Annotated in this window: 22 protein-coding genes and 1 tRNA gene; 6 read left to right on the top strand and 17 right to left on the bottom strand. The window is 50.3% G+C overall.

Annotation, left to right across the window (positions count from 1 at the left end; translation table 11 throughout):
• Positions 1–8: 8 nt before the first annotated feature.
• Both ruvC and Dform_RS05735 read right to left on the bottom strand, forming a co-directional pair.
• A complete protein-coding gene (gene ruvC / locus Dform_RS05740; RefSeq protein WP_076004163.1) occupies positions 9–512 on the bottom strand; it encodes a crossover junction endodeoxyribonuclease RuvC in 504 nt (167 codons plus the stop codon).
• Positions 513–584: 72 nt separating this feature from the next.
• Positions 585–1,337: a YebC/PmpR family DNA-binding transcriptional regulator gene (locus tag Dform_RS05735; protein WP_076004162.1), complete on the bottom strand. Its 753-nt coding sequence runs from the start codon at positions 1,335–1,337 to the stop codon at positions 585–587.
• A gap of 200 nt (positions 1,338–1,537) precedes the next feature.
• Here Dform_RS05735 and Dform_RS05730 point away from each other — a divergent pair, with 200 nt between their 5' ends.
• Positions 1,538–3,103, top strand: a complete 1,566-nt coding sequence (locus Dform_RS05730) for a DHA2 family efflux MFS transporter permease subunit (protein ID WP_076004161.1) — start codon at positions 1,538–1,540, stop codon at positions 3,101–3,103.
• A 155-nt stretch (positions 3,104–3,258) separates the two neighbouring features.
• On the top strand, positions 3,259–4,110 hold the full coding sequence (locus tag Dform_RS05725) for a porin PorA family protein (protein ID WP_076004160.1): 852 nt from the start codon (positions 3,259–3,261) through the stop codon (positions 4,108–4,110).
• Between the two features lie 73 nt (positions 4,111–4,183).
• On the opposite strand, the gene acpS is transcribed toward Dform_RS05725, so the two are convergent.
• The 4 genes from acpS to nuoE are packed head-to-tail and all read right to left on the bottom strand — an operon-like array spanning position 4,184 to position 9,558.
• Positions 4,184–4,543, bottom strand: a complete 360-nt coding sequence (gene acpS, locus Dform_RS05720) for a holo-ACP synthase (RefSeq protein WP_076004159.1) — start codon at positions 4,541–4,543, stop codon at positions 4,184–4,186.
• A gap of 7 nt (positions 4,544–4,550) precedes the next feature.
• Positions 4,551–7,208 (bottom strand): formate dehydrogenase subunit alpha, encoded by a 2,658-nt coding sequence (fdhF, locus tag Dform_RS05715; protein WP_076004158.1) that lies wholly within the window; start codon positions 7,206–7,208, stop codon positions 4,551–4,553.
• Positions 7,205–9,073 carry an NADH-quinone oxidoreductase subunit NuoF gene (gene nuoF / locus Dform_RS05710; protein ID WP_083635373.1) on the bottom strand — a complete coding sequence of 623 codons (1,869 nt, stop codon included), beginning with the start codon at positions 9,071–9,073 and terminating at the stop codon, positions 7,205–7,207. Before nuoF ends, fdhF begins: the two co-directional genes overlap by 4 nt.
• Positions 9,064–9,558: an NADH-quinone oxidoreductase subunit NuoE gene (gene nuoE, locus Dform_RS05705; RefSeq protein ID WP_076004157.1), complete on the bottom strand. Its 495-nt coding sequence runs from the start codon at positions 9,556–9,558 to the stop codon at positions 9,064–9,066. Before nuoE ends, nuoF begins: the two co-directional genes overlap by 10 nt.
• Positions 9,559–9,726: 168 nt before the next feature.
• On the opposite strand from nuoE, the gene Dform_RS05700 reads away from it, so the two are divergent.
• Positions 9,727–9,801 (top strand) — tRNA-Met (locus tag Dform_RS05700).
• 69 nt (positions 9,802–9,870) lie between these two features.
• On the opposite strand, the gene Dform_RS05695 is transcribed toward Dform_RS05700, so the two are convergent.
• From Dform_RS05695 to Dform_RS11805, 8 genes are all read right to left on the bottom strand, one after another.
• On the bottom strand, positions 9,871–11,046 hold the full coding sequence (locus tag Dform_RS05695; protein ID WP_076004156.1) for a tyrosine-type recombinase/integrase: 1,176 nt from the start codon (positions 11,044–11,046) through the stop codon (positions 9,871–9,873).
• Positions 11,047–11,322: 276 nt separating this feature from the next.
• Positions 11,323–11,994, bottom strand: a complete 672-nt coding sequence (locus tag Dform_RS05690) for a site-specific integrase (RefSeq protein ID WP_076004155.1) — start codon at positions 11,992–11,994, stop codon at positions 11,323–11,325.
• Between the two features lie 404 nt (positions 11,995–12,398).
• On the bottom strand, positions 12,399–13,457 hold the full coding sequence (locus Dform_RS05685) for a Holliday junction ATP-dependent DNA helicase RuvA (protein ID WP_076004154.1): 1,059 nt from the start codon (positions 13,455–13,457) through the stop codon (positions 12,399–12,401).
• Between the two features lie 220 nt (positions 13,458–13,677).
• Positions 13,678–15,462: a DnaB-like helicase N-terminal domain-containing protein gene (locus Dform_RS11110; protein WP_076004153.1), complete on the bottom strand. Its 1,785-nt coding sequence runs from the start codon at positions 15,460–15,462 to the stop codon at positions 13,678–13,680.
• Positions 15,446–15,655, bottom strand: a complete 210-nt coding sequence (locus Dform_RS11810) for a helix-turn-helix domain-containing protein (protein ID WP_076004152.1) — start codon at positions 15,653–15,655, stop codon at positions 15,446–15,448. Before Dform_RS11810 ends, Dform_RS11110 begins: the two co-directional genes overlap by 17 nt.
• 23 nt (positions 15,656–15,678) lie before the next feature.
• Positions 15,679–15,906 (bottom strand): helix-turn-helix domain-containing protein, encoded by a 228-nt coding sequence (locus Dform_RS05670; protein WP_076004151.1) that lies wholly within the window; start codon positions 15,904–15,906, stop codon positions 15,679–15,681.
• A 107-nt stretch (positions 15,907–16,013) separates the two neighbouring features.
• Positions 16,014–16,844: a hypothetical protein gene (locus tag Dform_RS05665; protein ID WP_076004150.1), complete on the bottom strand. Its 831-nt coding sequence runs from the start codon at positions 16,842–16,844 to the stop codon at positions 16,014–16,016.
• 45 nt (positions 16,845–16,889) lie between these two features.
• Entirely contained in the window at positions 16,890–17,087 is a 198-nt protein-coding gene (locus Dform_RS11805) for a helix-turn-helix domain-containing protein (RefSeq protein WP_225973744.1), read from the bottom strand.
• Between the two features lie 140 nt (positions 17,088–17,227).
• On the opposite strand from Dform_RS11805, the gene Dform_RS05655 reads away from it, so the two are divergent.
• Positions 17,228–17,710 carry a HEAT repeat domain-containing protein gene (locus tag Dform_RS05655; RefSeq protein ID WP_076004148.1) on the top strand — a complete coding sequence of 161 codons (483 nt, stop codon included), beginning with the start codon at positions 17,228–17,230 and terminating at the stop codon, positions 17,708–17,710.
• Positions 17,711–17,781: 71 nt separating this feature from the next.
• Here Dform_RS05655 and Dform_RS05650 read toward each other — a convergent pair whose 3' ends face one another.
• Genes Dform_RS05650 through Dform_RS05640 form a run of 3 tightly spaced genes read right to left on the bottom strand, consistent with a single transcriptional unit; the run spans position 17,782 to position 21,188 of the window.
• Entirely contained in the window at positions 17,782–19,704 is a 1,923-nt protein-coding gene (locus tag Dform_RS05650; protein WP_076004147.1) for an ATP-binding protein, read from the bottom strand.
• Complete coding sequence (locus Dform_RS05645; RefSeq protein ID WP_076004146.1) at positions 19,694–20,437, bottom strand: DUF429 domain-containing protein; 744 nt, start codon at positions 20,435–20,437, stop codon at positions 19,694–19,696. Before Dform_RS05645 ends, Dform_RS05650 begins: the two co-directional genes overlap by 11 nt.
• A gap of 13 nt (positions 20,438–20,450) precedes the next feature.
• The gene (locus Dform_RS05640; RefSeq protein WP_076004145.1) at positions 20,451–21,188 is read right to left on the bottom strand and encodes a DUF5677 domain-containing protein; all 738 of its coding nucleotides are present in this window, start codon (positions 21,186–21,188) and stop codon (positions 20,451–20,453) included.
• Here Dform_RS05640 and Dform_RS11375 point away from each other — a divergent pair.
• A complete protein-coding gene (locus Dform_RS11375) occupies positions 21,107–21,517 on the top strand; it encodes a hypothetical protein (protein ID WP_158513473.1) in 411 nt (136 codons plus the stop codon). The genes Dform_RS05640 and Dform_RS11375 overlap by 82 nt on opposite strands.
• Complete coding sequence (locus Dform_RS05635) at positions 21,462–25,367, top strand: tetratricopeptide repeat protein (RefSeq protein WP_076004144.1); 3,906 nt, start codon at positions 21,462–21,464, stop codon at positions 25,365–25,367. Before Dform_RS11375 ends, Dform_RS05635 begins: the two co-directional genes overlap by 56 nt.
• Positions 25,368–25,410 lie beyond the last annotated feature (43 nt).

Raw genomic sequence — 25,410 nt, 5'->3', positions numbered from 1 at the left:
GATCCAGATCAGGGATTGGAATTTCGGTTGATAACAGCGGACGTCTGCATTTCCTGGAGATGGCATAAGGCGCAGGCGAGGGCGTCGGAGGCGTCGGCGGGACTTGGAGCCTGGGACAATCCCAGCTGAAGGACGACCATGCGCGATACTTGGTCCTTGTCGGAGGCTCCGAAGCCGGAGATATGGGCTTTGATCTTGGCTGGGGGATATTCAAAAACCGGAAGGCCGGCATTGGCGGCGGCTAAGATGGCTACGGCCTGGGCTTTACCCACGGCTAGCGCCGAGCGGGCGTTTTCTGAAAAGAACGGGGTTTCGACGGCGGCGCAATCGGGGCGGGTTTCGGCGATAATCCGGGAGAGTTCAGCGTAGAGACGGACCAACCTGCCGGTCATCGGGAGTTTGTCGGAACAGGTGACGGCGCCGGCGCTTACGTAAACGGCTTCGCTACCCGATGTGTCGATAATGCCATAGCCGAGGCAGCGGGTGCCGGGATCGATGCCGATTATTCTCATGATTCTGACAGTCCGATCTCGATCACGCTCTCGTTCGTTCCCTCAATCATCGAGGGCAAAGAAAGCCGGAGCTTAACCCGAGGCAAATTTATCGACGACCGCCGGATCGAAATCGGCGTTGGAGTAGACGTTCTGGACGTCATCCATGTCTTCAAGGTTGGAGAGGAGCTTGAGCACCTGAATCGCCGTTTCTTCGTTGAGTTCGACCTGGGTCCGGGGGTGCTTTTCGATGCTGGCCGATTCGACATGCAGCTTCTTGGCTTCCAGAGCCTTACGCACCTTCTCCAGTTGATCGGGCGCGGTGATGACTTCCAGTACGTCTTCTTCCTGCTTCACGTCATCGGCGCCGGCGTCGATCGCCTCCAGGGTCAACTCATCCGGATCCCCGCCGTCGGTTTTGAGGATGATCGAACCCTTTGAGTCGAAAATCCAGGAGACACAACCGGCCTCGCCCATGGCCCCGCCGCTGCGGGTAAACTGGTGCCGGACGTCAGAAACGGTGCGGTTGCGGTTATCCGACACCGCCTGGACGAGCACGGCGACGCCTCCCGGGCCGTAACCCTCGAGGGTCAGTTCAACCATGACTTCGCCTTCAAGCTGCCCGGAGCCTTTCTTGATGGCCCGATCGATATTGTCGGCGGGCATGCGGGCGTCCTTGGCCTTCTGTATCGCCAGCCGCAACCGGGCGTTCATATCTGGTTCGGGGCCGCCTTCCTTGGAAGCCATGATGATCTCACGGGAAAGCTTGGTGAAGACCTGGCCGCGCTTGGCATCGGCGGCGCCTTTTTCATGCTGGATGTTGGCCCACTTGGAATGTCCGGACATGCCTTCAAAACTCCTGATCAGAAACAGTTTCAGTCAATTGATATTCTAGCATTTCATGGAATTGAAAGAAACGGCAGAGCGTCTTCGGATAGCCGGAGCAATTGCCAATGCTTCAAACATGCACACAATACCGAATTTCACTACCGCCCGGACCCAGGCTCTTTGACATAAAGCTATGGCGCCGATAGAATTGGGCGCTCATGTTTTCCGAAGATGTTGCTTTAGCTCAAAGCAGAAGCCATAACAAATGGCTGATACTGGCAGTCCTGTCGGCGGCGCTGTTCATGATCAACCTCGACGTGACGATCGTCAACATTGCCTTGCCGGACATCATGGACAAGTTGTCCGCCTCACTGGCGGACGCCGAATGGATTCTGAACGCCTACGTCCTTGTTTTTGCCGTCCTTCTTATCACCATGGGACGGTTAGGCGACATGTTCGGGAGAAAAAAACTCTTCACCCTCGGCCTCGGTCTTTTCACCGGCGCATCCCTGCTGTGCGGGCTGGCGCCGGGCATCGAATGGCTGGTAACCGCCAGGGTCCTTCAGGCTGCCGGCGGCGCGGCGATGATGCCGGCAACGCTTTCTATTTTGAACGTAACATTCCACGGTGGCCAGCGCGGGCTGGCGATGGGCATCTGGGGTGCTTCCGCCGGAGCCGCCGCCGCCCTGGGGCCGCTCATCGGGGGCTTGCTGGTGGGCAGCCTTGGCTGGCAATGGATTTTCCTGGTCAACCTGCCGATAGGGCTGGCGGCGCTGGTTGCGGCCAGAAAGATCATACCCGAATCCAGAGATCCCGGCTCCGGAAAGAGTATCGATTACCCCGGAATCGTCACCGCTTCCATTGGTTTGGGTACCCTGACTTATGCGCTTGTCGAAGGCCAGTCTTTTGGTTGGACGTCGCCGGTGACGCTGACTCTGGTTGGCATCAGCCTGCTGGCCGGAGCTGTTTTCATCACAGTTGAAGCCAGGAGCGCCGCGCCGCTGATCGAACTTTCACTGTTCCGCAACCTGTCGTTCACCGCCGGCAATATCCTGGGTCTGCTACTCATGTTCTGCCTGGTGGGAGGGATCTTTCTGTCCGTGATGTATCTCCAGATGGTAAGGCAGTTCACGCCGATGCATGCGGGACTACTGGTGCTGCCCCTGCCGCTGGCATTGATGATCGTCTCGCCTCTTGCCGGACGATTGGCCGACCATATACCTATGAGATGGGCGATGTCCGCCGGCATGTTGATCGTGGCCGGGGCTTTTTATTTCCTGAAACAACTGGGGATGAATACGGGTTGGGTGGAAATAGCGTTACCCATGGCGGGCGCCGGGGTCGGACTGGGATTGGTAATGGCTCCTCTTGGTACGGTGGTTATGGGTTCGGCACCTGTGGCCAGTTCCGGCGCGGCGTCCGGGGTTTTAACGACAATGCGCCAGGTGGGGGCGACCCTTGGAATATCGGCGTTAGGGGCGGTGCTGCAGTTTCAATTAGTGGCGAATTTGAAATATTTTTTCGGTTATATTCCCTTCATGCCGCAATCCGCCAAGGACGCCATGCTGGAAGCAGTGAGCAAGGGGGGGATGACCGGCCCGTCATTTTCCGATGCGCCCTCGTTTCTCCAGGATCTGATAGGCCAGATCATGCGGGAACAGTTCAATGGCGCAATATCCACCGCGATGACGGTGGCCATGTTCGTCGCGGTGGCGGGGGCTGTGTCGGCTTTGTTAATCAAGTATCGGCCTTCAAGACGCGATATTCCCGCCACGCGGGAATAATGTCGGTTTGTCTCGGCGATTGGTCTCTCCCTTGAATAATATTGAACGATAGTTCATTAAATCTATTGACAGCGAGACATATTAGCCCTATGATGGTCGCCATTATATTATATTGAACAGCCATTCAATCTGTTCAATGAGGAAAGGGGTCGTCGATGCGTCGAGCACTGGTAGCCCTTGGCGTCCTGGTTGTCGCGTTTGCGATGGTCTGGCTCTACCTCATTTTCCCGGGGATGGCGAAAATGCCGGCGGATTATTCGGTCGTGTACCATTTCGAAGGCCAGGTTCAGGTATTCAATCAAGCAGCTAATGCAATGGTTCCAATCGCAACGAAAATGGACCGCGTGCTTACCGGTACCGAGGTTAATTCTGCTGATGCCCTTGTGCTCAAGCAAGACATCACGTTTTTCCTCGCCGCAAATGGCGCACCTTTATCGTCAGCACCAGGTGCTGCATCACTTGCTGCGCTAGATTCTCACGAGACTTATGCGATTGATCGTACTACGAGAGTTAACCTGCCCGGAGGCGACAAAACTCGAAGTGGTCAATTCACTTTCCCTTTAGATGTTCAAAAAGAAACTTATCAGTACTGGGTAGCGACCACCAATTCCACTCTTCCTGCCACTTTTGTGGGTGAAGAGACCGTTAATGGTCTAAAAGTCTACGTGTTCAAGATTGATTCAAAAGGCAATACAAGTCCTACTAATGCTACACAAAAAATCGATGTCGCGGCTACAATCAAAGTTGAACCCGTGTCCGGTACTCCCATTGATTCAAAACTCACCACCACTGTAAATCAGTTGTTAGCCAATGGGTCATCAATGGCGGTTCTCATCAACGAAAGCCATTTCACCCAGGCTACTATCGATGAAATGGTCACCGACGGCAAAGCCAATATGAACAAAATCGTATGGGCCAGCGTTTATGGTTTCTGGGGCGCCATCGCCCTCGGTGCCGTGTTGATCGTCCTTGGGTTGGTCCTGAAATCCAAACCCAAAGCGGCCTAGTACTCATCTTTCGGAAAAAACAAGAGGGAGGCCAAACGGCCTCCCTCTTTATTATTTCTGCGGGCGAATTTGGTTAACTGAATCCTGAGACAACAGCAACCGCATAATCCCGGCTGTGGGAGAGGCTGACCGCTAAATTGGCGATGCCCAAATCGCGGGCGAAAACCTCCGCGCGGCCTGTCAAACTTATCTCGGGGCGCTTCCCGGCATCGGCAACGATTTCGATATCCCGATAGATTATCTCGTTGCAGCCCAGGGCTTTGACCGCGGCTTCCTTGGCGGCAAAACGCGCGGCCAGCGACTCCGGCCGGTTACGGTACTTTTCTTTCTCGGCGGGAGTGAAAATACGGTCGAGAAAGGCGTCACCCCAACGGTCGATGGCCTTTTCGATGCGGCTGATCTCGATGATATCGACGCCGAGATACTGTTTCACGCGGCTATTATACCTTCTCGATTTTGACAGCCGCCACCTTGAGTTCCGGTATCTTGGCGACTGGGTCGCGCGCCGGATTGGTGAGGATGTTGGTGGCGGTTTCGGGGAAGTGGAAGGTCATGAATATCGTACCCGGTTTCGGCCGCTTACTGACCACGGCGTTAGCGGTAACCGAACCGCGCCGGGAAGTCACCCTCACCGACTCACCATCGCTGATGCCTAGGTTTGAGGCATCAACGCCTGAAATCTCAAGCGTTTCGGTTGGTTGAAGAGCATTCAAACCCTTGACCCGGCGGGTCATGGTCCCGGTATGGAAATGGTACAGGCTGCGGCCGGTGGTCAGGATGAATGGATATGTATCGTCCGGCAATTCCGCCGGGGGCACGAATTTAACAGCTTTGAAGACGCCTTTGCCGCGGGTGAAACTCCCGACGTAGAGGATCGGGGTGCCGGGATGGGACGGGGAGGGGCAAGGCCACTGAAGGCCGCCCTGGTCCAACCGGTCGTAGCTGATTCCGGCATATGACGGGGTCAGTGTGGTTATTTCCTCAAAGATGCCCTCAGGGCCGGAAAAACCGAAACCCTTGCCGCAGAGGCGTTTTCCGAGCTGGGCGGTGATCCACCAGTCCGGTTTTGAGAATCCAACCGGGTTAACCGCTTTCCTGAGGCGTTGTACCCGGCGTTCAGTGTTGGTGAAAGTACCTTCTTTCTCGGCGAAAGTCGTCGACGGCAGAACCGCGTGGGCCATTTCAGCCGTTTCGTTCATGAAAATATCCTGGACTACCAAGAGTTCCAGCTTCTCCAAAGCTCTTTTCAAGCGGTTGATGTCGGGGTCGGAGAGCATCAGGTTTTCGCCGACTACATAAAGAGCCTTGATCTTTTTGCGGTCGATGGCGTCGATGATTTCAAGAAGCGTAAGTCCCGGTTCCGATGGCAAAGACACTCCCCACGCGGCTTCGAATTTGGTTTTGGCAACTTCATCGGAGACCTTCTGGTAACCCGTGAAGACGTCCGGCAGGGCGCCCATGTCGCAAGCCCCCTGGACGTTGTTCTGTCCCCGGAGCGGGTTCACCCCGCCCCCGGGTTTGCCCAGGTTCCCGGTGAGCATGGCCAGGTTGGCAACAGAAGAAACATTGTCGGTGCCGTGGCGGTGCTGCGTAATGCCCATGGCGTAGAGGATCGAAGCAGTCTTGCTGCCGGCGTAAAGGCGGGCGGCCATTCGGATGTCCTCTAACGCGACGCCGGTGACGGCGGCGGCGTGGTCGAGATCAAATTTTCTCAGAGATTTTGCGAGGGACTCGTAGCCTTCGGTCCGGGAATCGATGAAATTCCGGTCGAGCAACTCCTCGTCGATAATGATCTTGCACATCGCCGAGAGTAGCATGACATCGGTTCCTGGATGATGCTGCAGGAAAATATCGGCGTAGCGGACGAGGGGGATCCTCACGGGGTTGGCAACAATGAGTTTTGCTCCGTTCTTCACCGCCTGCTTGATACCGAAGCCGATAACCGGGTGGGTTTCCGAGGTATTGGCGCCGAGGACGAAAAAGCACCCGGATTGGTTCAAATCGCCTATCGAATTGGTCATGGCTCCCGAACCAAAGGCGGCGGCGAGGCCGGCCACGGTGGGGGCGTGGCACAGGCGGGCGGAATGGTCCACGTTGTTTGTTTTCAAAACCGCCCGGGCGAACTTTTGAATGAGGTAATTCTCCTCATTGGTGGCTTTGGCAGAGGCGATGACAGCCACTTCGCCGGGTTTGAACTGGTACAGCCGGGAACAGGCGTATTCCAGCGCCTCATCCCAGGCGGACTCGACGAATTGTCCATCACGTTTCAGGAGCGGCGTGGTTAACCGGTCGGCATGATGCACGAAGTCTTTTATGCCGAATCGGCCTTTGACGCACAGCCGGCCTCTCGACGATGGATTACCGGTGTCGCCTGAAACGGAGACGATCTTTCCGCCGGACAGCTCAAGCTTTATGCCGCAACCGACGCCGCAATAGGGGCAAACCGTGGATACCACACCGTCAGGCTTTACATGATCCTTGGGAACCAGGGCGGCGACCGGACACTGCGTGACGCATTCGCCGCAGGAGGCGCAGTTGGTCCCGGTGAGGGGACGATCGACGACGGTGCCGACTTTGCTTCCGTAACCCCGGTCGACAATCTCGATGGCATTGTTGCCGGTGATCTCGTCGCAGGCGCGGGTGCAGCGGGCGCACAGGATGCACTTGTTGCGGTCCAGTTTGAAGAACGGGTTGGAATCGTCGATCGCCTGGATTCGGGCGCTGACAGGCAGCCTGCTTACGGTAATCCCCATGTGCTTGGCCGCGTCCTGGAGTTCGCACCGTCCGTCTTTGACGCAGGAAGCGCAATCGAGCGGATGTTCGGCCAGGAGCAAATCCAGGACGGTTCTGCGGGCATCGGTCAAAGCGGGCGTTTCGGTCCGGATTACCATGCCGGCGGCTACCGGGGTAGTGCAGGCGGTGGGCAGTCCCCGCATTTTTTCGATCTCGACGATGCACATGCGGCAACCGCCGTAGGGTTTGAGATCGGGGGAATAACACAGGCTGGGGATGTAGATCCCGGCCTGGCGGGCGGCTTCCAGGACAGTCTGGCCTTCCGCCGCTTCGATAACCTGATCGTTGATGCGGAGTTCGATCATTTTACCGCCACCGCGTCCAGCTTGCAGACGTCGCGGCAGATGCCGCAGCGATTGCATAATGTTTCGTCGAGGATGACAGGCTTACGCTTGCCGACGAAAGTGATCGCCTTCGCCGGACAGGCTTTTTCGCACAGGCGGCAGCCGTTGCATTTATCGTTGACAATCGCATACTTGATCAGAGTTTTGCACACGCCGGCGGGGCAGCGTTTTTCATTGATGTGGGCTTCGTACTCGTCCCGGAAATATTTCAGGGTTGTCAGTACCGGGTTGGGGGAAGTGCCGCCCAGGGCGCAGAGTGAGGAAACCTTGATCTGTTTCGCCAGTTCCTCGAGCGCCGGGATATCTTCTGATTTGCCCTCGCCTTTAGTTATCCGGGTGAGGATATCAAGCATCTGCTTGGTGCCCAGCCGGCAGGGGGTGCATTTGCCGCAGGACTCGGCCTGGATGAAAGACAGGAAATAGCGGGCCACGTCCACCATGCAGTTGCCTTCATCCATGACGATGAGGCCGCCGCTGCCCATTATGGCCCCGGATTTGATGAGCGATTCGTAATCGAGCCCCGTGGCCGATAGATCAGCCGGCAGGCAACCGCCCGAAGGGCCGCCTATCTGAACGGCTTTGAGCTTCCTGCCCCTGGGAATGCCGCCGCCGATTTTGAAGATAACGTCATCAAGCGGCGTCCCCATGGGCACTTCGATCAAGCCCATGTGGTTGATATTCCCGGCCAAGGCGAATACGCAGGTACCCTGGCTCTTGTCGGTGCCGAGACCAGCGAACCGGTAAGCGCCCTCGGCAAGGATGTACGAGACCATTGCCAGTGTCTTGACGTTATTGATCGTCGTCGGTTTGCCCCAGAGGCCGGATTGGGCGGGGAAGGGCGGGCGGGAACGGGGCATGCCGCGCCGGCCTTCGATGCTGGCCATGAGAGCGGTCTCTTCACCGCAGACGAACGCTCCGGCGCCTTCTTTTATCCTGACATCGAAATCGAAGCCGGAACCCATGATGTTTGTGCCCAGGAAACCGCGCTCCCTGGCCTGTTCGACCGCATGCCTGACCGTTGAAACCGCCAGGGGATACTCCGCCCTGACATAGATGAACCCCTCGGACGCGCCGATAGCGTAAGCGGCGATAATGAGCCCCTCGATTACCGAATGAGGATCGCCTTCCAGGATGGAACGGTCCATGAACGCCCCGGGATCGCCTTCGTCAGCATTGCAGATCATGTACTTGGGCGAGCCCTGGGCATTCCGGCAGAACTGCCACTTCTGGCCGGTGGCAAAACCGGCGCCGCCCCTCCCCCGGAGGCCAGACTTCGAGACCTCGTCGATAACCTCCTGCGGCGTCATGGAAGACAGAGCCCGATAAAGACCCGCATAGCCGCCACGGGCGATGTAATGGCTGATTCGCAGCGGATTGATATGGCCGCCGTTGCGCAGGGCGATGCGGTGCTGGTCTTTCAGCATCGGCATCTCGTCGAAAGGAGTAATGCCTTCGATGAGGCCCGGGCCGATGGTGCACAGCGCCAGGTCCGGCCTGGGGTTCCCGTTGATGATGAAATCCTCGATGATCCGGCCGGCTTTCTCAGGGGTCATAAAGCCATAACTGACCCGCGGCAATCCGGGAAGAACGATGTCCATCGTCGGTTCGGCGTAACACATGCCGAAACAGCCGACCTGGGTTACGGTAGCCTTGATGCCCAGCCTTTCAAGGGCGGCGAGGATGGCGTCGTAGACGCTCATGGCGCCGGAAACCTTGCCGCAGGTGGCGGTGCCGATGAGGATATGTGGGGTGGGACTATCGATCAGCGCCTGCCATGACGCTTTGGCTTCTGCCTGGAGCGTTGCGAAATCCGACGTCACGGGCATCGGCAGTACGCCACGTCTTTCTTCTCCGCCACGGCTTCGAGGATCTTGTTCACCGAAGCGCGGCCGTGAATGTTCTCGTTGACGATGACCACCGGCGAAAGGGCGCAGGCGCCGATACAGGCGACGGTATCGATGGTGAACTGGAGATCAGGGGTGGTTTCGCCGGGTTTGATGCCCAGTTGTCGTTCGATCTCGGCCAGAATGCGCTCGCCGCCGCCTACGTGGCAGGCGGTACCGCGGCAGACCTTGATAACGTTCTTGCCGGAGGGTTTGAATTTGAACTGGGTATAGAAGGAGGCGACGCTGTGGACGGTCGTCTCCGATAACCCCAGGTATTCGGCTACGGAGGAAACGGCGTCGACCGATAGGTAACCAATATGCTGTTGAACCGCTTGCAGAACCGGGATGAGGTTCGCGCGATCGCGCCCGAATCCGCCCAAAACGGCGTCGATATCAAAATGAGTTTGCGTCACGTCGTCTGGCATAGCGGCAAAGGATTATCTGGTCAACGGCAGAAAGATAGATGACATAACATTGGAGACGAATAATTATAAACTAAAGCCGGGATCGTGGCAACCGGGTTATATTGCAGAGCGCGGCTGCTCTCACATTGACAGCGCTGCGCTGAAATGGGATAATTAAGAGTTTTCCGTCGCGGGGTGGAGCAGTGGCAGCTCGTCGGGCTCATAACCCGAAGGTCATAGGTTCGAATCCTATCCCCGCTACCAATTTGTAAACGTAAGAGCCCTCTTTTTAAGAGGGCTCTTTGATTTTTGCACTCTTTTTTGCACGCTTTCTTAGATTGCGCCAGCTTTAGCGATTGCCTCGGCAATGGCCTGGTCGAGTTGGAAAGCGGCGACCTTACCCATGCTCTGGGTAACGTGAGAGTAAGTGTCCAGAGTGAGGCTCACAGAAGAATGGCCGAGCCTTTCCGCGACAACTTTCGGATGTACTCCCTGTTTTAACATTATAGTCGCCATGGTATGACGTGCATCATGGAGCCGGACATCGAAACCGAGCTTTTTACAGACCCGAGCCCAATGCTGAGTTATTGAGTCTGGTAACACTGGTGAGCCATCGGCATGGCAGAAGACGAGCGAGTCCTGATTGAAAGGTCGCTCCAGTTTGTCAGCCAGGGCGCGCTGCTCCTCAAAGTGGCGTGTGAGAATCTCAATGAGAGTAGGAGTGAGCACTATTAGGCGCCGCGATTTGGCCGTCTTCGTTTCGGTAAACACGATTTTGCCACCAACATAATGCATCGACCTGGATATGCTCATCGAAGCAAACTTGAAATCGATATCACCCCAGCGCAATGCCAAATATTCGCTCCGGCGAGCTCCGGAAAATATTGCCGTAGCATAGATTGGATGATACATCGACCCCAGAACGGCAGCTAGAACATGACCGATTTGTTCTTCGGATAAAGTGTTCATTTCAGGCCGCTTGAATCGTGGCGGGTCGATGATTGAAGCAGGATTCCGGGTTATCATTCCCCAGCGTGTTGCCAATTCAAGAGCCCTGTGAATCAGGGCGTAATGATGGCGAACTGTCCTGGCACTTAAGCCCGCTTTGAGTTTAGAGTTGATGTAAGCTTGAACTGCGTTCGGGTCAATATCACCCAGCGCCATTGTGCCTAGTGCAGATGGTGTGATGTGGGCTGAAAGCATGGATGAATAATTCTGGAATGTCTTGGGGCTTGCTGTTGCCTTAAGGTTATCGTTGAGCCAGGAAGCCATGAATACTGCGAGAGTGCCCCTAGAAGGTTTAACTACTTCTTTTCGCTGAATCTCAGATTGGAGACTCTGAAGGGCTTTCTCGGCTTGACGGCGATTCCCACGAACCGTCCGCCATACTTGGCTACGTTTACCTTCTGGGGTCTTGGGTAGTTCGGCGGCTACCGCCCAGACTTTGTTCCCGTGCTTGTCGGTACCTCGGTCGATAACGCGGCCCGCGCCCTTACTTCTTTGTGCCATCTTTTTTATCCTCCTCTTCGGTTGCCTTAACCCTCTTCAGTCCTTTCCATCTTGGCTTTTGCCAATATGGTGAATTACATCGTGGGCACCTTTGTGGGACTCGGTCTGACCTTGGTACCCACCTATGTCGACAGCGCTGGCACAAATAGATTGGGAGTCGCACATAATTATCTTCCATGTCTAGATTATATAGACATACATATATAATATCAAAGTAATAATCCCGCGGGCATTTTAATGGGACTTGAATCCGAACTTCGGGCAATTACAATGACATCAATAATCAAAGTCAACCGCCTTTTGCTGGGTGAGTGACTCATCGATTGTGAGAGTTCGAAAATATTTTAGAGTCATGACTGCCGAACGGTGTCGAAGCTGATGTTGCACGGCCGTTGGATTCCTTGTCACACGGAGTCTTTCGATGGCTCCACTGTGGCGTAATGCATGGACCGCACCAACACGGTCTTTCTCCTTGGACGGTTTATAAAGTTCAGGGCAGCCGTCGTAAGCTGCGCAGATTATCTGGTATGCCCGGGACCTAGAAAATGGGAAAAGTCTGTCATCCGGGTTGAGCTTCTGACGGTACGCGAAGGCCTGGAGCCGGGCAGCAAGTGATGGAGAAATGGCGGCCACACCGGCCTTGTGGCCCTTGCCCAGAATCCTGACAACCCAGCCGTCATCGTTGCGGTCGATGTCGCGCACCCTGAGACCGATGGTCTCGCTACAACGTAAGCAACCATCGAAAGTGATTAGAACTAAGAGTTCGTTGCGGTCGCCGTAGTGGCCCTCTCCGAGATGTGCGGCGGAGGCCGCCAGCATCTTGACCTGGGGGAGGCTGAGGTGTGGGACGTAAGTTGCCGTTCCGGCCTCTCCCTTTTGAATGGCTAACACTTTTGAAGTTTTGTTTAGTCCTTGTGGCGAAACAACCATCGCTGAACCTTCATTCATTTTCATCCTCCTTTATAGGGCTAATCAAATTGGTCACTTTTGTTTAATTGGTGAGAAAGTTCGGATTCGGCAAATTTCACACCAAGTGGTCGTTGTGCCGTTCGCACATTTTTTTTCAGGTGGTTTGTGCGGGCACAACCCACCCCCGACTTTCGCCCGGCCTAAAATCTGCGGGCTTGAAAAAAAACTCAACTTACCACAACCGGCACAATGGCTGTGCCATTTGCAATCCCCATCGTTTAAAATGACCGCCTTTGCGCCGCACTCGCAGTTTAAGAACAATCCTGTGTTAACGTGGCGCCTTGTCATTATTGTTGTCTCTCCTCCTTCTATCTATAAAATCTATCTATGTTCGCCTTATGTTTACCATTTCGATACAAATGGACTCTTTTCTTCTGCTTGAATCATCGACCCAGTAACTGCAAGGCGATAGCGACTTTTTTTTCAAGGGGTTCTTCAGGGTATTTCTGACAAACCTGCTTAGCAACTGGAGCCGCCTCAGCTTTGGGAAATCCTAATGCAGCCAAGGTGCCCATCAGGTCAACATAGCCGTTGTCACAGACATCTTCTGATTTTACGAAAACTGGGAGATAAGATGATTGAGCCACAAGTGCCTTCAATCGCTCAAGCTCGACCTTGATAAGCTGGGCTGTTTGAACGTCGCATATCCCCATATTTAGAAGCGCTTTATCAAGGGATGCCTTTTTCGTCGCTTCCTGGAGGAGACGCGCAAAATCGTCATGTACGCTGAATTCACGGCCCGTACTTTCAATCTCATACCTGGTCCAAGGGGTGACACGTCTAACGACATCTACGCCGGGCATCTTTTCTTTCCCCCAGGCGAGCTTGGCTAAGAGCAAGACAGGAGTGATGAATGCTTTTTGATAGCTCCAAAATTCGGGTCCAGCGTACATCTCACCCAAGCATTCTGGAACGCACCGAATTTGTTGTGTAAAGTCATATCTTGGAACTCGAATGACCCCTGGAGTTTCATGGAAATCTATGGTCGAAATAATATGCACACCAACTTCCCAGACTAAAGAAGGAATCCGGCTTTTTGAACTATGGTGACCGGTCGAACTGGGAGTGGCTAGGGATACCGCCTCATAAAATGCCCTGGGTATGTAAAATGCCTTGTGAGAAACGCGATGGTTTACGTATTTTCCGTATTCGCTTGGTAGGGTTGCTTTTTTCAGAGCGATTTTGATTTTAGTCTCATCAGTCATCCAATCTTTTGGTGGAAATGGTATGTTGCCCCAAATGTCGAGGGAATATGGCCGTAACCATTGCGGGGTTGTTACTTCCGGTTCCTTTTCTTTGGCCAGAATGACCTTAAAGTTGTCCGAAGCTTTTTTGATATTCGCAAAATACGCTGCGGCCTCCTTTTCCGCAGCCAAGCGAGCCATATGCTCGGACCGTTCTTGTTGCCCGTGGTCGTCATTGATATCGATTAATGGTGCCATATCTCCCCCCCGGTGTTGGCGACAGCCATTGCATCAGATAACTAGCGGAGAACCCCGAACTATCATGTGTCCCGGCGTCGCGCCTTGTCGTACTAGCCATTTGATTAGCCCAGCGTTTTAATAGCATGCTACAAACATCGAGTAGCACAGCTTATAGCATTATTAGCATTAGCATTAGCATTAGCACCACCCCCTTTAAGGGGTGTGCTAATGTGTGTTGCTATTCGATATGCTGCAACGGGTCTATTAATCCCCATAGGCCTTCCATGTTTTTGTCGAAAGTTCCTTTTTGGCGGTACAATTCGGCGCGGACCGATGCTTCAGCTTTGCCGATTGCAGCGGCCAATTTCTCGATAGAAATTCGTTTGTTGCCGGTCTTGGTGAAATAGTCGATGGCAAGCCTTCGGATACCGACGGTCCTTTGGGCCAATTCTGGGGAGTCGTTCAGCAAATTTAGATGCTCAAACTCGACCTTCTGAAGTACCCGAGACGGAATGGGAGTATTGTAAAACCGAGCCCGGATGCCTATGGTATGGAATAGCTGACTATCGTTGTTCTTGACGTTCTTTAGGGAGAGGTCATAGAACTCATCACCCTCGGTATGGGTTCCTCGGACTTCCCAAACAGCCCTTGCCCGATTGTACTTGACGACCGAGCCAAACGGCCCTGAACTTTCGAGCGTATCGCCCCTCGCGTCGGCCTTGGTACTGTGGTCTACTACCCATGCAGTGCAGCCGAGCGTACGAACTGCATTGAAGAACTCCCCCGCGAGCTGGTCTGGGTTGGTGCCGCTCCTGGACGCGGCCATCTGACTGTCAATGACAACGAACGTGATATCGCGGGATTCAATCACCCGGCGAATCCTATCCATCTCGTATAGCAGCGGCTTGTCGCAGGACAGGTATTCAAAACACTCGTCATCGCTGTCGTTTGTGATACCCCAACCCGCCTTTATCGCCCAACACCGCCGGTCCATCGACTCCTTTGAAGACTCCCAATCTAGGTACAGCCCATTAGCTTGCATAGGAATTAGACCGAGAGAGCTGAAGTAGTCACTGATTTTGGGGTAGAACGGTAACAGTTGGCATCCCAACATGTTGTAAATAGCGAGATAGGTTTTCAGGCCACCGCCGGCTCCGTAGACCTCGGTGATTTGCCCTCGTTCAGAAATCGGATAAACCTGCCAAGTCTGAGACATACCCTCCGGTTTCCGGCCTACTTTCTGAGAAGGGGTTCCTTCCTTAAAATGCTGCATGGCCATTGCAAATGCCTTGGTGAGTCCCTCTCTCCATGGAAAGGTTACCCTAGAGCCTTCCAAAGCTTTTATAAGGTTGAAGAACTCGTTTTGTCGGAGCAGGTTATGCGATGCCACCACCAGGGTTTTGGAGTGACCGTTGACCCCGTGGATGACCTCGATTTCGACATTGCCACTTGGCTGAAGGCGTGAAAGCTCGATAGTGACAGATGGTCCTTGCCAGTGAGCCCTAAAGGAATCGTTGCCTAAAACCGAAAATTCGGGGTGGTCGATGAATGACGGACCAACCTGCTGTTCGATACCGGCAATGAGCATTTTTGCTTTATTCACCGCGGTACCGAGGTCCACGGTGCACCCTTCGTCATAGGCGAGGTTTGTAATTTGGGTGCCAGCAACCACCAACGAGCGGGCTATTGAACTGTTACGCACGATTTTGCCGTAGTGGCCGGCGTCCAATGAGGTAGGTACGACGCCTAGCAGGTGAACCAGGTAGGCGGCCCCACCAACGCGCTCTAACCGTTGCTGGCGTTCCAGTTCCTGCGCCATCGTAACTTGGTCAATTGGTTCCCCCCGCTGAAACAAATCTAAGGCGGCTTCGTAGACAAACCTTCCGGGTTCTGAAAAGAAGTCTTCTGGCTTTAAGAATGGGGCAACTTCGTGGATTGCGTTATCATTGATGAGCAGCGAGCCGTTGACGGCTTCTTCCGCAGCAAGGTCGTGGGGTGGAAGGCGGTTATCCTGAAGGGACATCTTCTGACCTTCCTTGGTTACCTTCGATTAGACGCAATAATTTTGACCGGGAAACTAGCCATCTTTTTCCGAACCGAATGGCGGTACCATGCAAAGCGTTTTTCTCGCAGAGTTCGTAGGTTAACGAGCGCCCGAGGCGAAGTAGCTTGGCAGCTTCTGTGACCGTTAAAACCAAAGAACAATCGTTATTCATTCAGCCCAACAACATTGCCAGGTTCAACAATGGTTTCCCTTTTCCTCGATGTCATCGCTGATTCCCAAAACAGCCAATACCCGTTTTTGTCTGGCGGGTAGAACAAAACGGCCCTTTTCAAGTCGCGTGATATCGATGCAATCTACCCGAGCAGCTGCGGCTACGTCTATCTGACGCAGACCCTTAGCAATTCGCGTTAGTTTGATTTTTAGGCCTTCATTCACACCGGTTAGAACCAGTACATCGTTCATGCTGAAATACTGCCATATTCAATTAGAAATGTATGTATTACTTTTTTGTACAAATAGAAAACCGCCCATTAAGGCGGTTTTACTGATATGCTGATGGGAATCAGGGATTACTTACGCCATTTACGAGGGTATCCTGTGGCCTGGTCATACGGCGCAATCATGGTTTCAACATTACTACGTTCTAGGGCTTTACCTATTTTGGATACATCATTCAGATAGGCCTCAATCGTGCCTGGGTTTACGCGGCATTTAAACCATGTGTCGGCACCTTCTTGAATCTTGCTTCTATGTTTGATACGGTACCCTTCATGCCGAATCCTATTCCGAATTGCCCGTTGCCTCCGTGTGGCAGAAGAGCCTGCTCGAACGTCTTGGGAAAAATGTACAAATCCACTCAATGATTCGCTGGACCATACCTTGGGACCCCCTGTCGGGACTTTGGCCAAATAATCCAACAGCGAGCTGATTAGGACAGCCATGAAAAGGTATGGTTCTTGACCGGGAATGAAAGGTTTCACTTTGGGTTTATTGTTAGCCAAGTCCTCTTTACGATTGAATGCCATTATTACGAAGTACTGAGCCTGCTCTGATAACGCCTCAAAGCCTGAATTATCTTTGACTTTCGCAAAGACGTCCACCCAGGACGTTGGCCAGTCAGGAAGTAAGGTACCGAACTTCGTAGCTTTGTCAAGGCTCTTTTGCCACGTATTGAAATCCTCGGTTGGGGTTGCCATCTCTTCAATTAACGATTGGCACCCAGGTAAATCCCAAGTCTGTACAATTCCAGCATATACGACTCGGGATTCTTCTGAGTATTTTAAGGCTCTTTCAACACACGCAAATGCGTAACCGGCGATTTTTACTCCCGGTAGCTGATGAAACGGTAAATATATCGCATCTGGGAGTTCTAGAGGTTCGTTCTCAGAGTCGTCCGACATGCTCGTTAATCTTCAGATATAGATTGTGAGGGCTAAAAGACGGGTTTAGTGCTCCTGGACCCATTTTATCAGGTCTGCTTTTATAAATACCCTTTTGTTACCAACTTTGTGTGATGGAAGCCCCTTTTGCATAAGCCTATAAATAGTCTGGTGGCTGACTTTTAGGAATTGCTGGGCTTCGGTGAAAGTATAAAATGGCGATTCTACGTTTTCTTCGTTGGCGGTTATCTTTTTTCGTGCCACTTGTTGTTTCACTCCTACTTTCCTCTGATAATAATCAGAGGTTAACAATGTGGCACTTTGGTACTATTTGGAACACTTATTGACACTTCTCAAACATGGACATAGAATATCGCGGAAAGTCAACCTATTAGGATGTCGTCATGGTTCAAGAAAATCACAACTTAGATACACTAATCGACATTGTGCAGAATTCCAATGTTGAAAGTGAAATATTGCATGCCATTCATGCACTTGGCGAATTGAAAGATGGCAAAGCTGTGGAACCATTATTAATGGCTTTAAAACCCCAACCGTTATCCTCCGACGCCGATTACCGAATCCAGTGTGAGTTGTTGTTCGCACTCGGAGAAATTGAGGACAAGCGGGCTACAAAAAAACTCTTGGAGTTGCTCATTAACAAATCGCAAGAATTACGAATAAGAATAACTGCTGCCATGGCATTGGGCAGAATCAATGATGATACTGCTGTGAAGTCAATGGCTTATGTTTTGGCGGATGGTCGTGAGGATGAAAGTGTCAGAAGATATGTATTCAATGCCCTCATCAAATACCCAGGCAATGTGGCAGCCCGACAAATAATAGAATACATTAAAACTCATCCCGAGGTATTGGCGGACGGCTAAAACTAAAATCTACTTTGGTCTAAAATATCGAACATCTTGGTGAAAAGAAGATGTCACCCGAACGCACAAGCTCACACAAATTGGCTTTGCGTTTCCACCTGTAAAACACGGTCAATTTCTGGGTCGGAGAGTTCGATATCTTTCGCTTTCCTTATTTTCTCAAGTAAGTTAAATGTTCTTGCATGAGCGAACCTCAAAATGACGCTATATGAATATGGGGTGATTCGGGTATTTTGCTCTGGCCAATTGACTTCAGTACAATCTCCGGACACTCTACTACCCAATACCACCGCGACTAATTCAGTAGTTGGTTGAATTTTTCCACTTTTCCTCAATTCTAATACGTAATCTTCAGCTTGGCGCCTTTCCTTTACAGTAATTTCAGAACCACCTTTTTTTAGCTCGATAATTAATACTTTGGCAAAACCATTGACTTCGCCCTTTCGATTGAAATCGTCGCTCGCATAAACGCCAATCGTGGAATTGGGTAATATAACGAAATCTGGCCTTCTCTTCGGATTATCCAACTTAACTGTTTGATTATCTTGGAATAAATCTTGAATCACTCGAAGTAACGTGACATTTGAAATGAATTGAATGGACTCATATTCTGGTCCAAAAATCCAAAGGCCTTGACTAAACAGGGGATGAATTTGATGTAGCTCGTCGGCGGCTGGGTTATCGACCAACCCAGTTAAAGATTCAATTAACTTTAGTCTGTTTTGGAGCTCATTTAGCACAATCCTAGCTTCTTGGACTGACCAATTTGAAAGAATGTCATTTAAATTGTCGATATCATCTGGATTCAGTTTCATTAATTGGTCCAGCAATGCGTACTTTGAACGAGATTGTTCCAATTTTGAAAGGATTTCTACAGTGGTGGAAAGCACCTTTTGGTTGATAGTGGGGATTCTTGCTTGAACAGTGTCAATGAATTGACCTACATGAAGTCTTGAATCGGGTGAAAGGCTTTGCATTTCCCTTCTGTTTTCGCGAACAGCGGCCATTTTGGCAGATTTGTGCTCATCAACCATAAGTTCGCGAAGTTTTTTAAGAACTGCATTCCTAACAGCGCGGTTAGCTTGCCTAAACCTTTCTGTATCCTTAAATTCGCCCCAATCCTCTCTTACATCATCGATTAAAATGTCTGCTTCCACAACGAAAGTATAACGTTTGGCTTCAGTGGAGCGAGCGTCCAGATATGCATCATCATCAAAACCTCTCCACGAAGGTTCACCCACGAGCCTTTTTTGTACCCACCAAGCGACTCCATGTTGTTTGCTCGTTCTTCCGACTTTATGGCTATCAATGCATGAGATTATAATTTCTCCAACATCCGCGACGAATATTGTCTGCCTGTCAAATAAATGTTCAAGGTCTGTAAGTTTTACCAATTCTTCATTGACATAAATATTGAAAGTCGGGTCGGTAATGAACTTAGACCCAATCAAATCACGGATTGTGTCAATCGAGAGGTGGTTCCTGACGAGTTCTCCAGATATTTCTGTACCATGTCCGGGTTTATCAATTTCTTTGACATGAGTGATATTAAAAGGCAGAGCGGATAAACCGTTATTTCGCTTCACGCAAAACGTATTCGATTTTCCGTCTTTCCAGGTTTCGATAAAATATTCATTTGAAAAACAAAACATGCTAAAACGGCCTTTGCCATTCCTACCGAAAGCTCTCCTATGGCTAGCTATATTTCCCACGGGAAATATGACTTGTTCTCCCTGTTCTCTTTTCCTGTCGTAGTTAAACCTCAGCCAACGTCGTTCAAATTCTGAACGGCTCATCCCTATCCCATCGTCTTTAATTTTAAGATTATCCGGCGCAGGGTCAGGCCAAACGATATCAATTCGGTTTGCACCCGCATCCCAGCAATTTGCAATTAACTCAACCAAAGCCGTCTTTGCATCCGTCATGATGAGACGAGCGTGGTCTTCCAAAAAAGAGCCATCAAACGTAAGGGTAAGATTCGTGTCATTGTTCATTTGCTTCTCCTCGCATATAGGTCTTTGCAGGAATCACCATTTGCATGGCAAGGCCCGTGGAATCAAGAGTTGGGTCGTCGGGCAAAGTTGTGAGTTGTCCTTGAGTAAGGAGACCCACCATAGCGCCAACAAGAGCATCGACGATATCATCTTTTGCGATTTTCCAGTTGGGCTGAGCTAGGGCGCAGGTAAGAATGTCATCGACTTTAGGTTGGTGTTTCTTTAAAATATTTAAGCGTTCTTTGAATCCAGGCTCCGTTTTCTTGTTGTGTTCCATGGGTTTGGAATTGTTTAATGCCCAGAAGCACAGCTCGGGATGGATTTCCAAAATCTTTTTTCGAGCCTCAACGGTGGCTTGAAGGAACTCATCGACTTCTCGAATTTTCGGCATAATGGCATAAGTTTGTTTGGACATTCGCCGCCCGGTTTTACTACGGTTGATTTCACAAGCCTCCCCCCAGGAGTCGGCCATCAAAGCTGCCCTACAAGGGACCTGAAACACCGAGAATTGACGGTCCCCCAGGAGAGAGCGAGCCATCGTATCACAAGCCCGCTGCGCTCCTTCATCGATTAAACCGATGGGGATATCAACAAGAATCCATTTCGCTTCTTGGTAATTTTTCCAGAGTTCTGTGAAGGTAGGGAACAGGTCGACGTCCCAAGATGCATCGTCGAAAAGTTGAACTGCCAACCAACGGCCTTTACTGACATCGACTCCAACCGAACTGTTCATGTGCTATTTTCTTCTACGTCTTTGGTATTCTACTGTATGCATGTTCGAGCATCGATTCCATCCCAAGGTTCAGGAATATATCGAGGAAGCTGAAGGATGCCCAAAGATAATAATATGCCTCGCACAGGCACATCGCGCATTCATCACCTTGCGGTTCACGGTTAAGCCGGACACCTGATTCGCTGAATTTCAGATATTTATTGGACGAGATAATATTCGAGTGACTGACGTCTGAGTAGGTTTTGTATAAAAAATCGTATCGTTCTAGCCATCCAATCTCTTTACACATGGTTTTTAGGCTCAGACCCGACCAGTGTTCATAAGACTTGAAGCCGAATTCGTCTCCGATTTGTTTTGCTTCTTTTTTAAGCTGTTCAAACTCTTGCTCGATTCGCTGCCGGTATTTGGCGCTCAGATGAGACATGGCGTCCCATTTTTGTGAGGCATCCCGATATTTCTGTGAGTCAAACGCGAGAAAGGCTACGAATCTGGTGAGTCGCGGTGCCGGGTCTTTGGATATCCAGAGTATGTTGGCTGCCGCTTCAAACATACTTCTGAGGATTATTCCACCCTCGCTACCAAAATCCCTCAAAGCGAGGACTTCGAGAGCTTCTTGGTGTCGAGCTATTTTCACAGCCAAATACAACAACGGCCAACAATGAGGAGGAAATGGGCTGGCTCGTTCCAATCCAGTTTCAAGCAATTTACGGAAGTCTCGATTTAGATATATTAAGTCATGGACTGTCGGCATGGCGTTTTACTTTATCCAAATCCAAACTTCTTGATTGGGTTCAACTCGACCCGGCCAATATATTCGTGAGACTGCAACTACTCATTGTGTACATCAGCACTATTCAATCGGGGTTCCGTGACACAAACCGATTTTCAAAAAAGGATAATCCTTTAAGGCACTGCTGTCTAGTGGTAGAATTGCGCGAAACAACCATCAATACCGGCTTTAGGGGGATGATGCCCCTCCAACTCAGACTGGGACTCGCAAACGGGCATTTCGGAGCGGAGCTACATGGACAGACTTTCCAGCTTTCAGGTTCCCCCTCCTGCGAACTGGCAGGATTTTGAATCACTTTGTTGTGACCTTTGGAGAGCGATTTGGAAAGACCCTGATACTCAAAAGAACGGTAGGCAGGGACAACCACAACATGGTGTTGACATTTTCGGCAGACCAAACCAGGGAACATCTTGGGCTGGGGTTCAATGCAAAGGAAAAGACAACTACGCTGAGAAATCTCTAACCGAAGAAGAAGTTGAAAGTGAAGTAGAGAAGGCGAAATCGTTTAAGCCTTCTCTAAAATCTTTTGCGATTGCGACGTCAGGCAAAAGAGATGCAAAAATCCAACAACTAGGCCGAAACATTACCGATAAACATCTTTTACAAGGTCTTTTTCCGTTCCGTGTATGGAGCTGGGACGATATCTTAGAGAAATTAGACGAGTACCCCGATATCGTTGAGAAATATTATAGTGGCTTTTGTCCAGAATCACCCCTTAGAGAGGCGATTAACGAAGTCAAAGAAGACCTTCAGAGAGTTTTGGAAGATACGGGCGAAATTAAATCAAAGGCATTCACACAGCCCAAAACCGAATTAATTAGCGGCATTTCATATGTGGATATTTCATCAGCAATACTGGTTCCGGAATACCAGGCCGAGATAGACCATTCAAGGGCTTTGTTGAAGGCATTTGGCGCAGTCGAAGCTATCAGTTATCTCTCTACGTTGAAAGACAGGATTTGGGCAAATTCTCCCCCGATTGTGAAATATCGAATTCTCACCAATATTGGTTCGGCGAAAGGAATGCTTAACGAACGTCAGGAAAGTGCTAGATTACTTATCGAAGCATTGCAATACAATCCGACCGATGAGAAAGCTCTCACTAACGCTGCGCTTGGGCAGATTTTGTTGGACTCACCGGAACAGGCGTTGCCTCTCTTACAAAGAGCGTTGGAACTGAACCCATCCAACACAATTGCACATTCACTTCTAATTCAATGTGCTCCAGATGCCGAACATCCCGAAGAAACGTTAAAAAGGGTACCAGAACCCTTGCGGAAAGTTTCAGAAATCGCCAATGCCATTGGTTACCTATTTTACAAGAAAGGCGATATTTGGGAGTCGAAAAAGTGGATTGAAATCGCAGTCAACAATGATTCGAGTGATTCGCCTGACCTGAAAGCTGGACTCGGCACCATTATAATTAAAACAATATTAGACGACCAAGTGTCATTTTCCGGAGTTCAGGTCAACGAATCGAAACGGGTCGAGATACAACGGGCAATTCAATTACTCACCTCAGCTTGGGATAAGGTTGCAACAACGAGTATTAGACATTGTCGTACCGACTGGCTTGTCAACAGAGGTCTTGGTAAAGCGCAAATAGGAGACATTGACGGGGCAATTGCCGATGTGAAGCTTGCTATTGAAATCGTTCCTTCTGACAATTCGTGCAAAAAAGTTTTAGCAATGCTTCTTCATGAAAACAATGAAAACCGGAAAGCCATAACTCTCCTAAAAGAATTAGTAGGGACCGACGAATTGCCCGAGGCTTCTCTTTTATTGGGAATAATTCTACGCGGAGAAGGCGAAATCGCTCAGGCTGTTGATGTTATTAATAAGCTCATCGCGAGAGATTCTGATGAGGTCACCAAAGAGGAAGGGTACAGACTGCTTCTTCGACTGTATATTGACCAAAGAGACGTAAAAAATGCGGGAGAAGTGTCTTCCATTCTCTTAGCCCAGAATCCCTCCAAAATAGCATATTTAGTTGACTCCGCCGCAATCGAGAGTGCCTCTAACAAAAAAGGTGATGCCATCTCCATATTGATGAACGCGAAAGGCCGGATAAATGCGGCCACTCCGCCGGCGCAAATACTCGAAGTAGCCGATGGACTGTATGAAATTCAAGAGTTTGAAGAAGCTGTTTTGTTATACGAACGTGTTGTTGATACGTCATTGAATACCCCACTTTCCCGACGTCTCTTGAACGCATACTACCGGGCTGGGATGCTCGGCAAAGCACTAAATATCTGTCAAACGTTGCATCGGAAATTTGGTGTTACCGAGTATACCGCAGAAATGGAATCAGCGATTTATGAAGAAATAGGAGACCTACCAAACGCGAAAGCGATATGTGAGGAATACCTTGAAAAATTCCCAGCCAATTCAATCGTCCAGTTACGTCTGGCGGTCACCTATTTAAGGTCGAATGATTTTGAGAAACTCGACAAGTATTTAGATTCTGAATTCAATTTGAAAACCGTTACATTGGAACATGGTCTCCAGTATGCTGCCTTGTTGGCGGCTCGCAATAGGGGGTACCATGCTCTTTCTGTTTCTTACGAATTAAGAAGGACATTTTTTAATGCCCCAATGGCGCATCAGAAATACATGGGCATGTTCTTACAAAGGGAAAAGGACGAGGGTGACTGGCTAAAGATATCTGTTGTAGGGGTTGATACTGCGGTCTGCATCGAAGAAGATGGTCATAAAAAATGGTACCTAATAGTAGACCGCGAGGACGCTGATGCAAACCGGAGTGAGTTAAATCTCAACCACCAACTAATCAAGAATATGCTTGGGAAGTCTGTGGGTGATTCGGTTATTTTAGTTGATAGCCCATACTCGAAGATATTCGGCAAAATTATCGAAATCAAGAGCAAGTACGTTTACGCGTTTCAAGAGAGTTTGGCTTCTTTTGAGACTTGGTTTCCGGATGCAACGGGTGTGTGGAAAGTCAAAATTGATACCCCACAAAAAGACGAAGCAACCCCTGAGGGATTTCAGGCAGTATTAGATAGTATCGGCCAGCAGCATGAAAGAGGTCTGTTGGTTGAAAAGCTATATAAAGCGGGGCAGGTGACTATCGGAGCTTTCGCAAATTTAGCTGGTAGAAACACCCTAGAGGTTTGGAATAGATTGACAAGCAATCCTGAGCCTGGAATCATTGCCTCCGTTGGCAGTTATGAAGAACTAAGCCTCGCTAATTCCGCTATAACCCCTGAAATGAAGTTAATTGCGGATGTTGTATCGATAATGACCATCCACGCCATCGGTGCCGCAGATTTTATTGTCACAAGATTCGGTAAAATTGGTCTAGCTCAGTCAACTGTTGACCTACTTTCTGAGGTTATTAACGAACGTAAAGGAATACAGGCAAAAGGATTTCTAGTAATAGGCAAAGAGGGAGACAAATTCATAAGTCAGGATATCAGCGCTGAAGACATCAAGCGTAATCTTGAATACCTTGAAGGTATTGTCAAATGGATTGGGGAACGTTGCGAGATTATTCCCTGCAAAGCTGCATTGACAGTTAAAAGAGAAAAACGTCGACAATTCGCAAAATTGATAGGTGCTTCCTCCACAGAAACTTTGCTTATTGCTTCGGAATCGGGGTCGGTATTGTTCACAGATGACGAACGTTTACGTTCTTTGGGAAGAATTGAATATAAGACCCTGGGTGTGTGGACACAGGCACTATTGATTAAATGTTTGACAGACGGAACGCTGGACCGAAATAGATATAATGACTATGTCATACAATTGGCAAGCCTGAACTATCGCAACCTTAGCATAGATGCTCACATATTAATCGAAGCAGCGAAGCGCTCGGGTTGGACACCAAAAACACCTTTCACTTCGGTTCTTAAAATGCTAGGTGGTGCGTATTCGGAAGAGAACTCAGCTTTGATAGTCGGAACAACGTTCATATACGGGTTATTCAAGCAAGCTATGCTAACGCACCAGCGAGACCAATTGATTTTGTCGCTTTTGGATACTTTAACGTCCACAAGGAAACCTGGGGTTATTATCCCTCGACTAAAGAAAAATCTAGACCGGCAGTTTACTCTGATACCTTTAGCTCTGCCACAAGTGTTCAAGGTGATTGACGCCTGGCAACGAATGCACATAACGTAAATGGCAGGAATAACGAAATAAATCAACAGCTTAGAGTATGAAG

Origin of the sequence: Dehalogenimonas formicexedens (genome assembly GCF_001953175.1) — a bacterium.
GTDB classification, from domain to species: Bacteria; Chloroflexota; Dehalococcoidia; order Dehalococcoidales; family Dehalococcoidaceae; genus Dehalogenimonas; species Dehalogenimonas formicexedens.
Note: the sequence above shows the minus strand (reverse complement) of the source record. Positions and strands in the feature narration are given on the sequence as shown.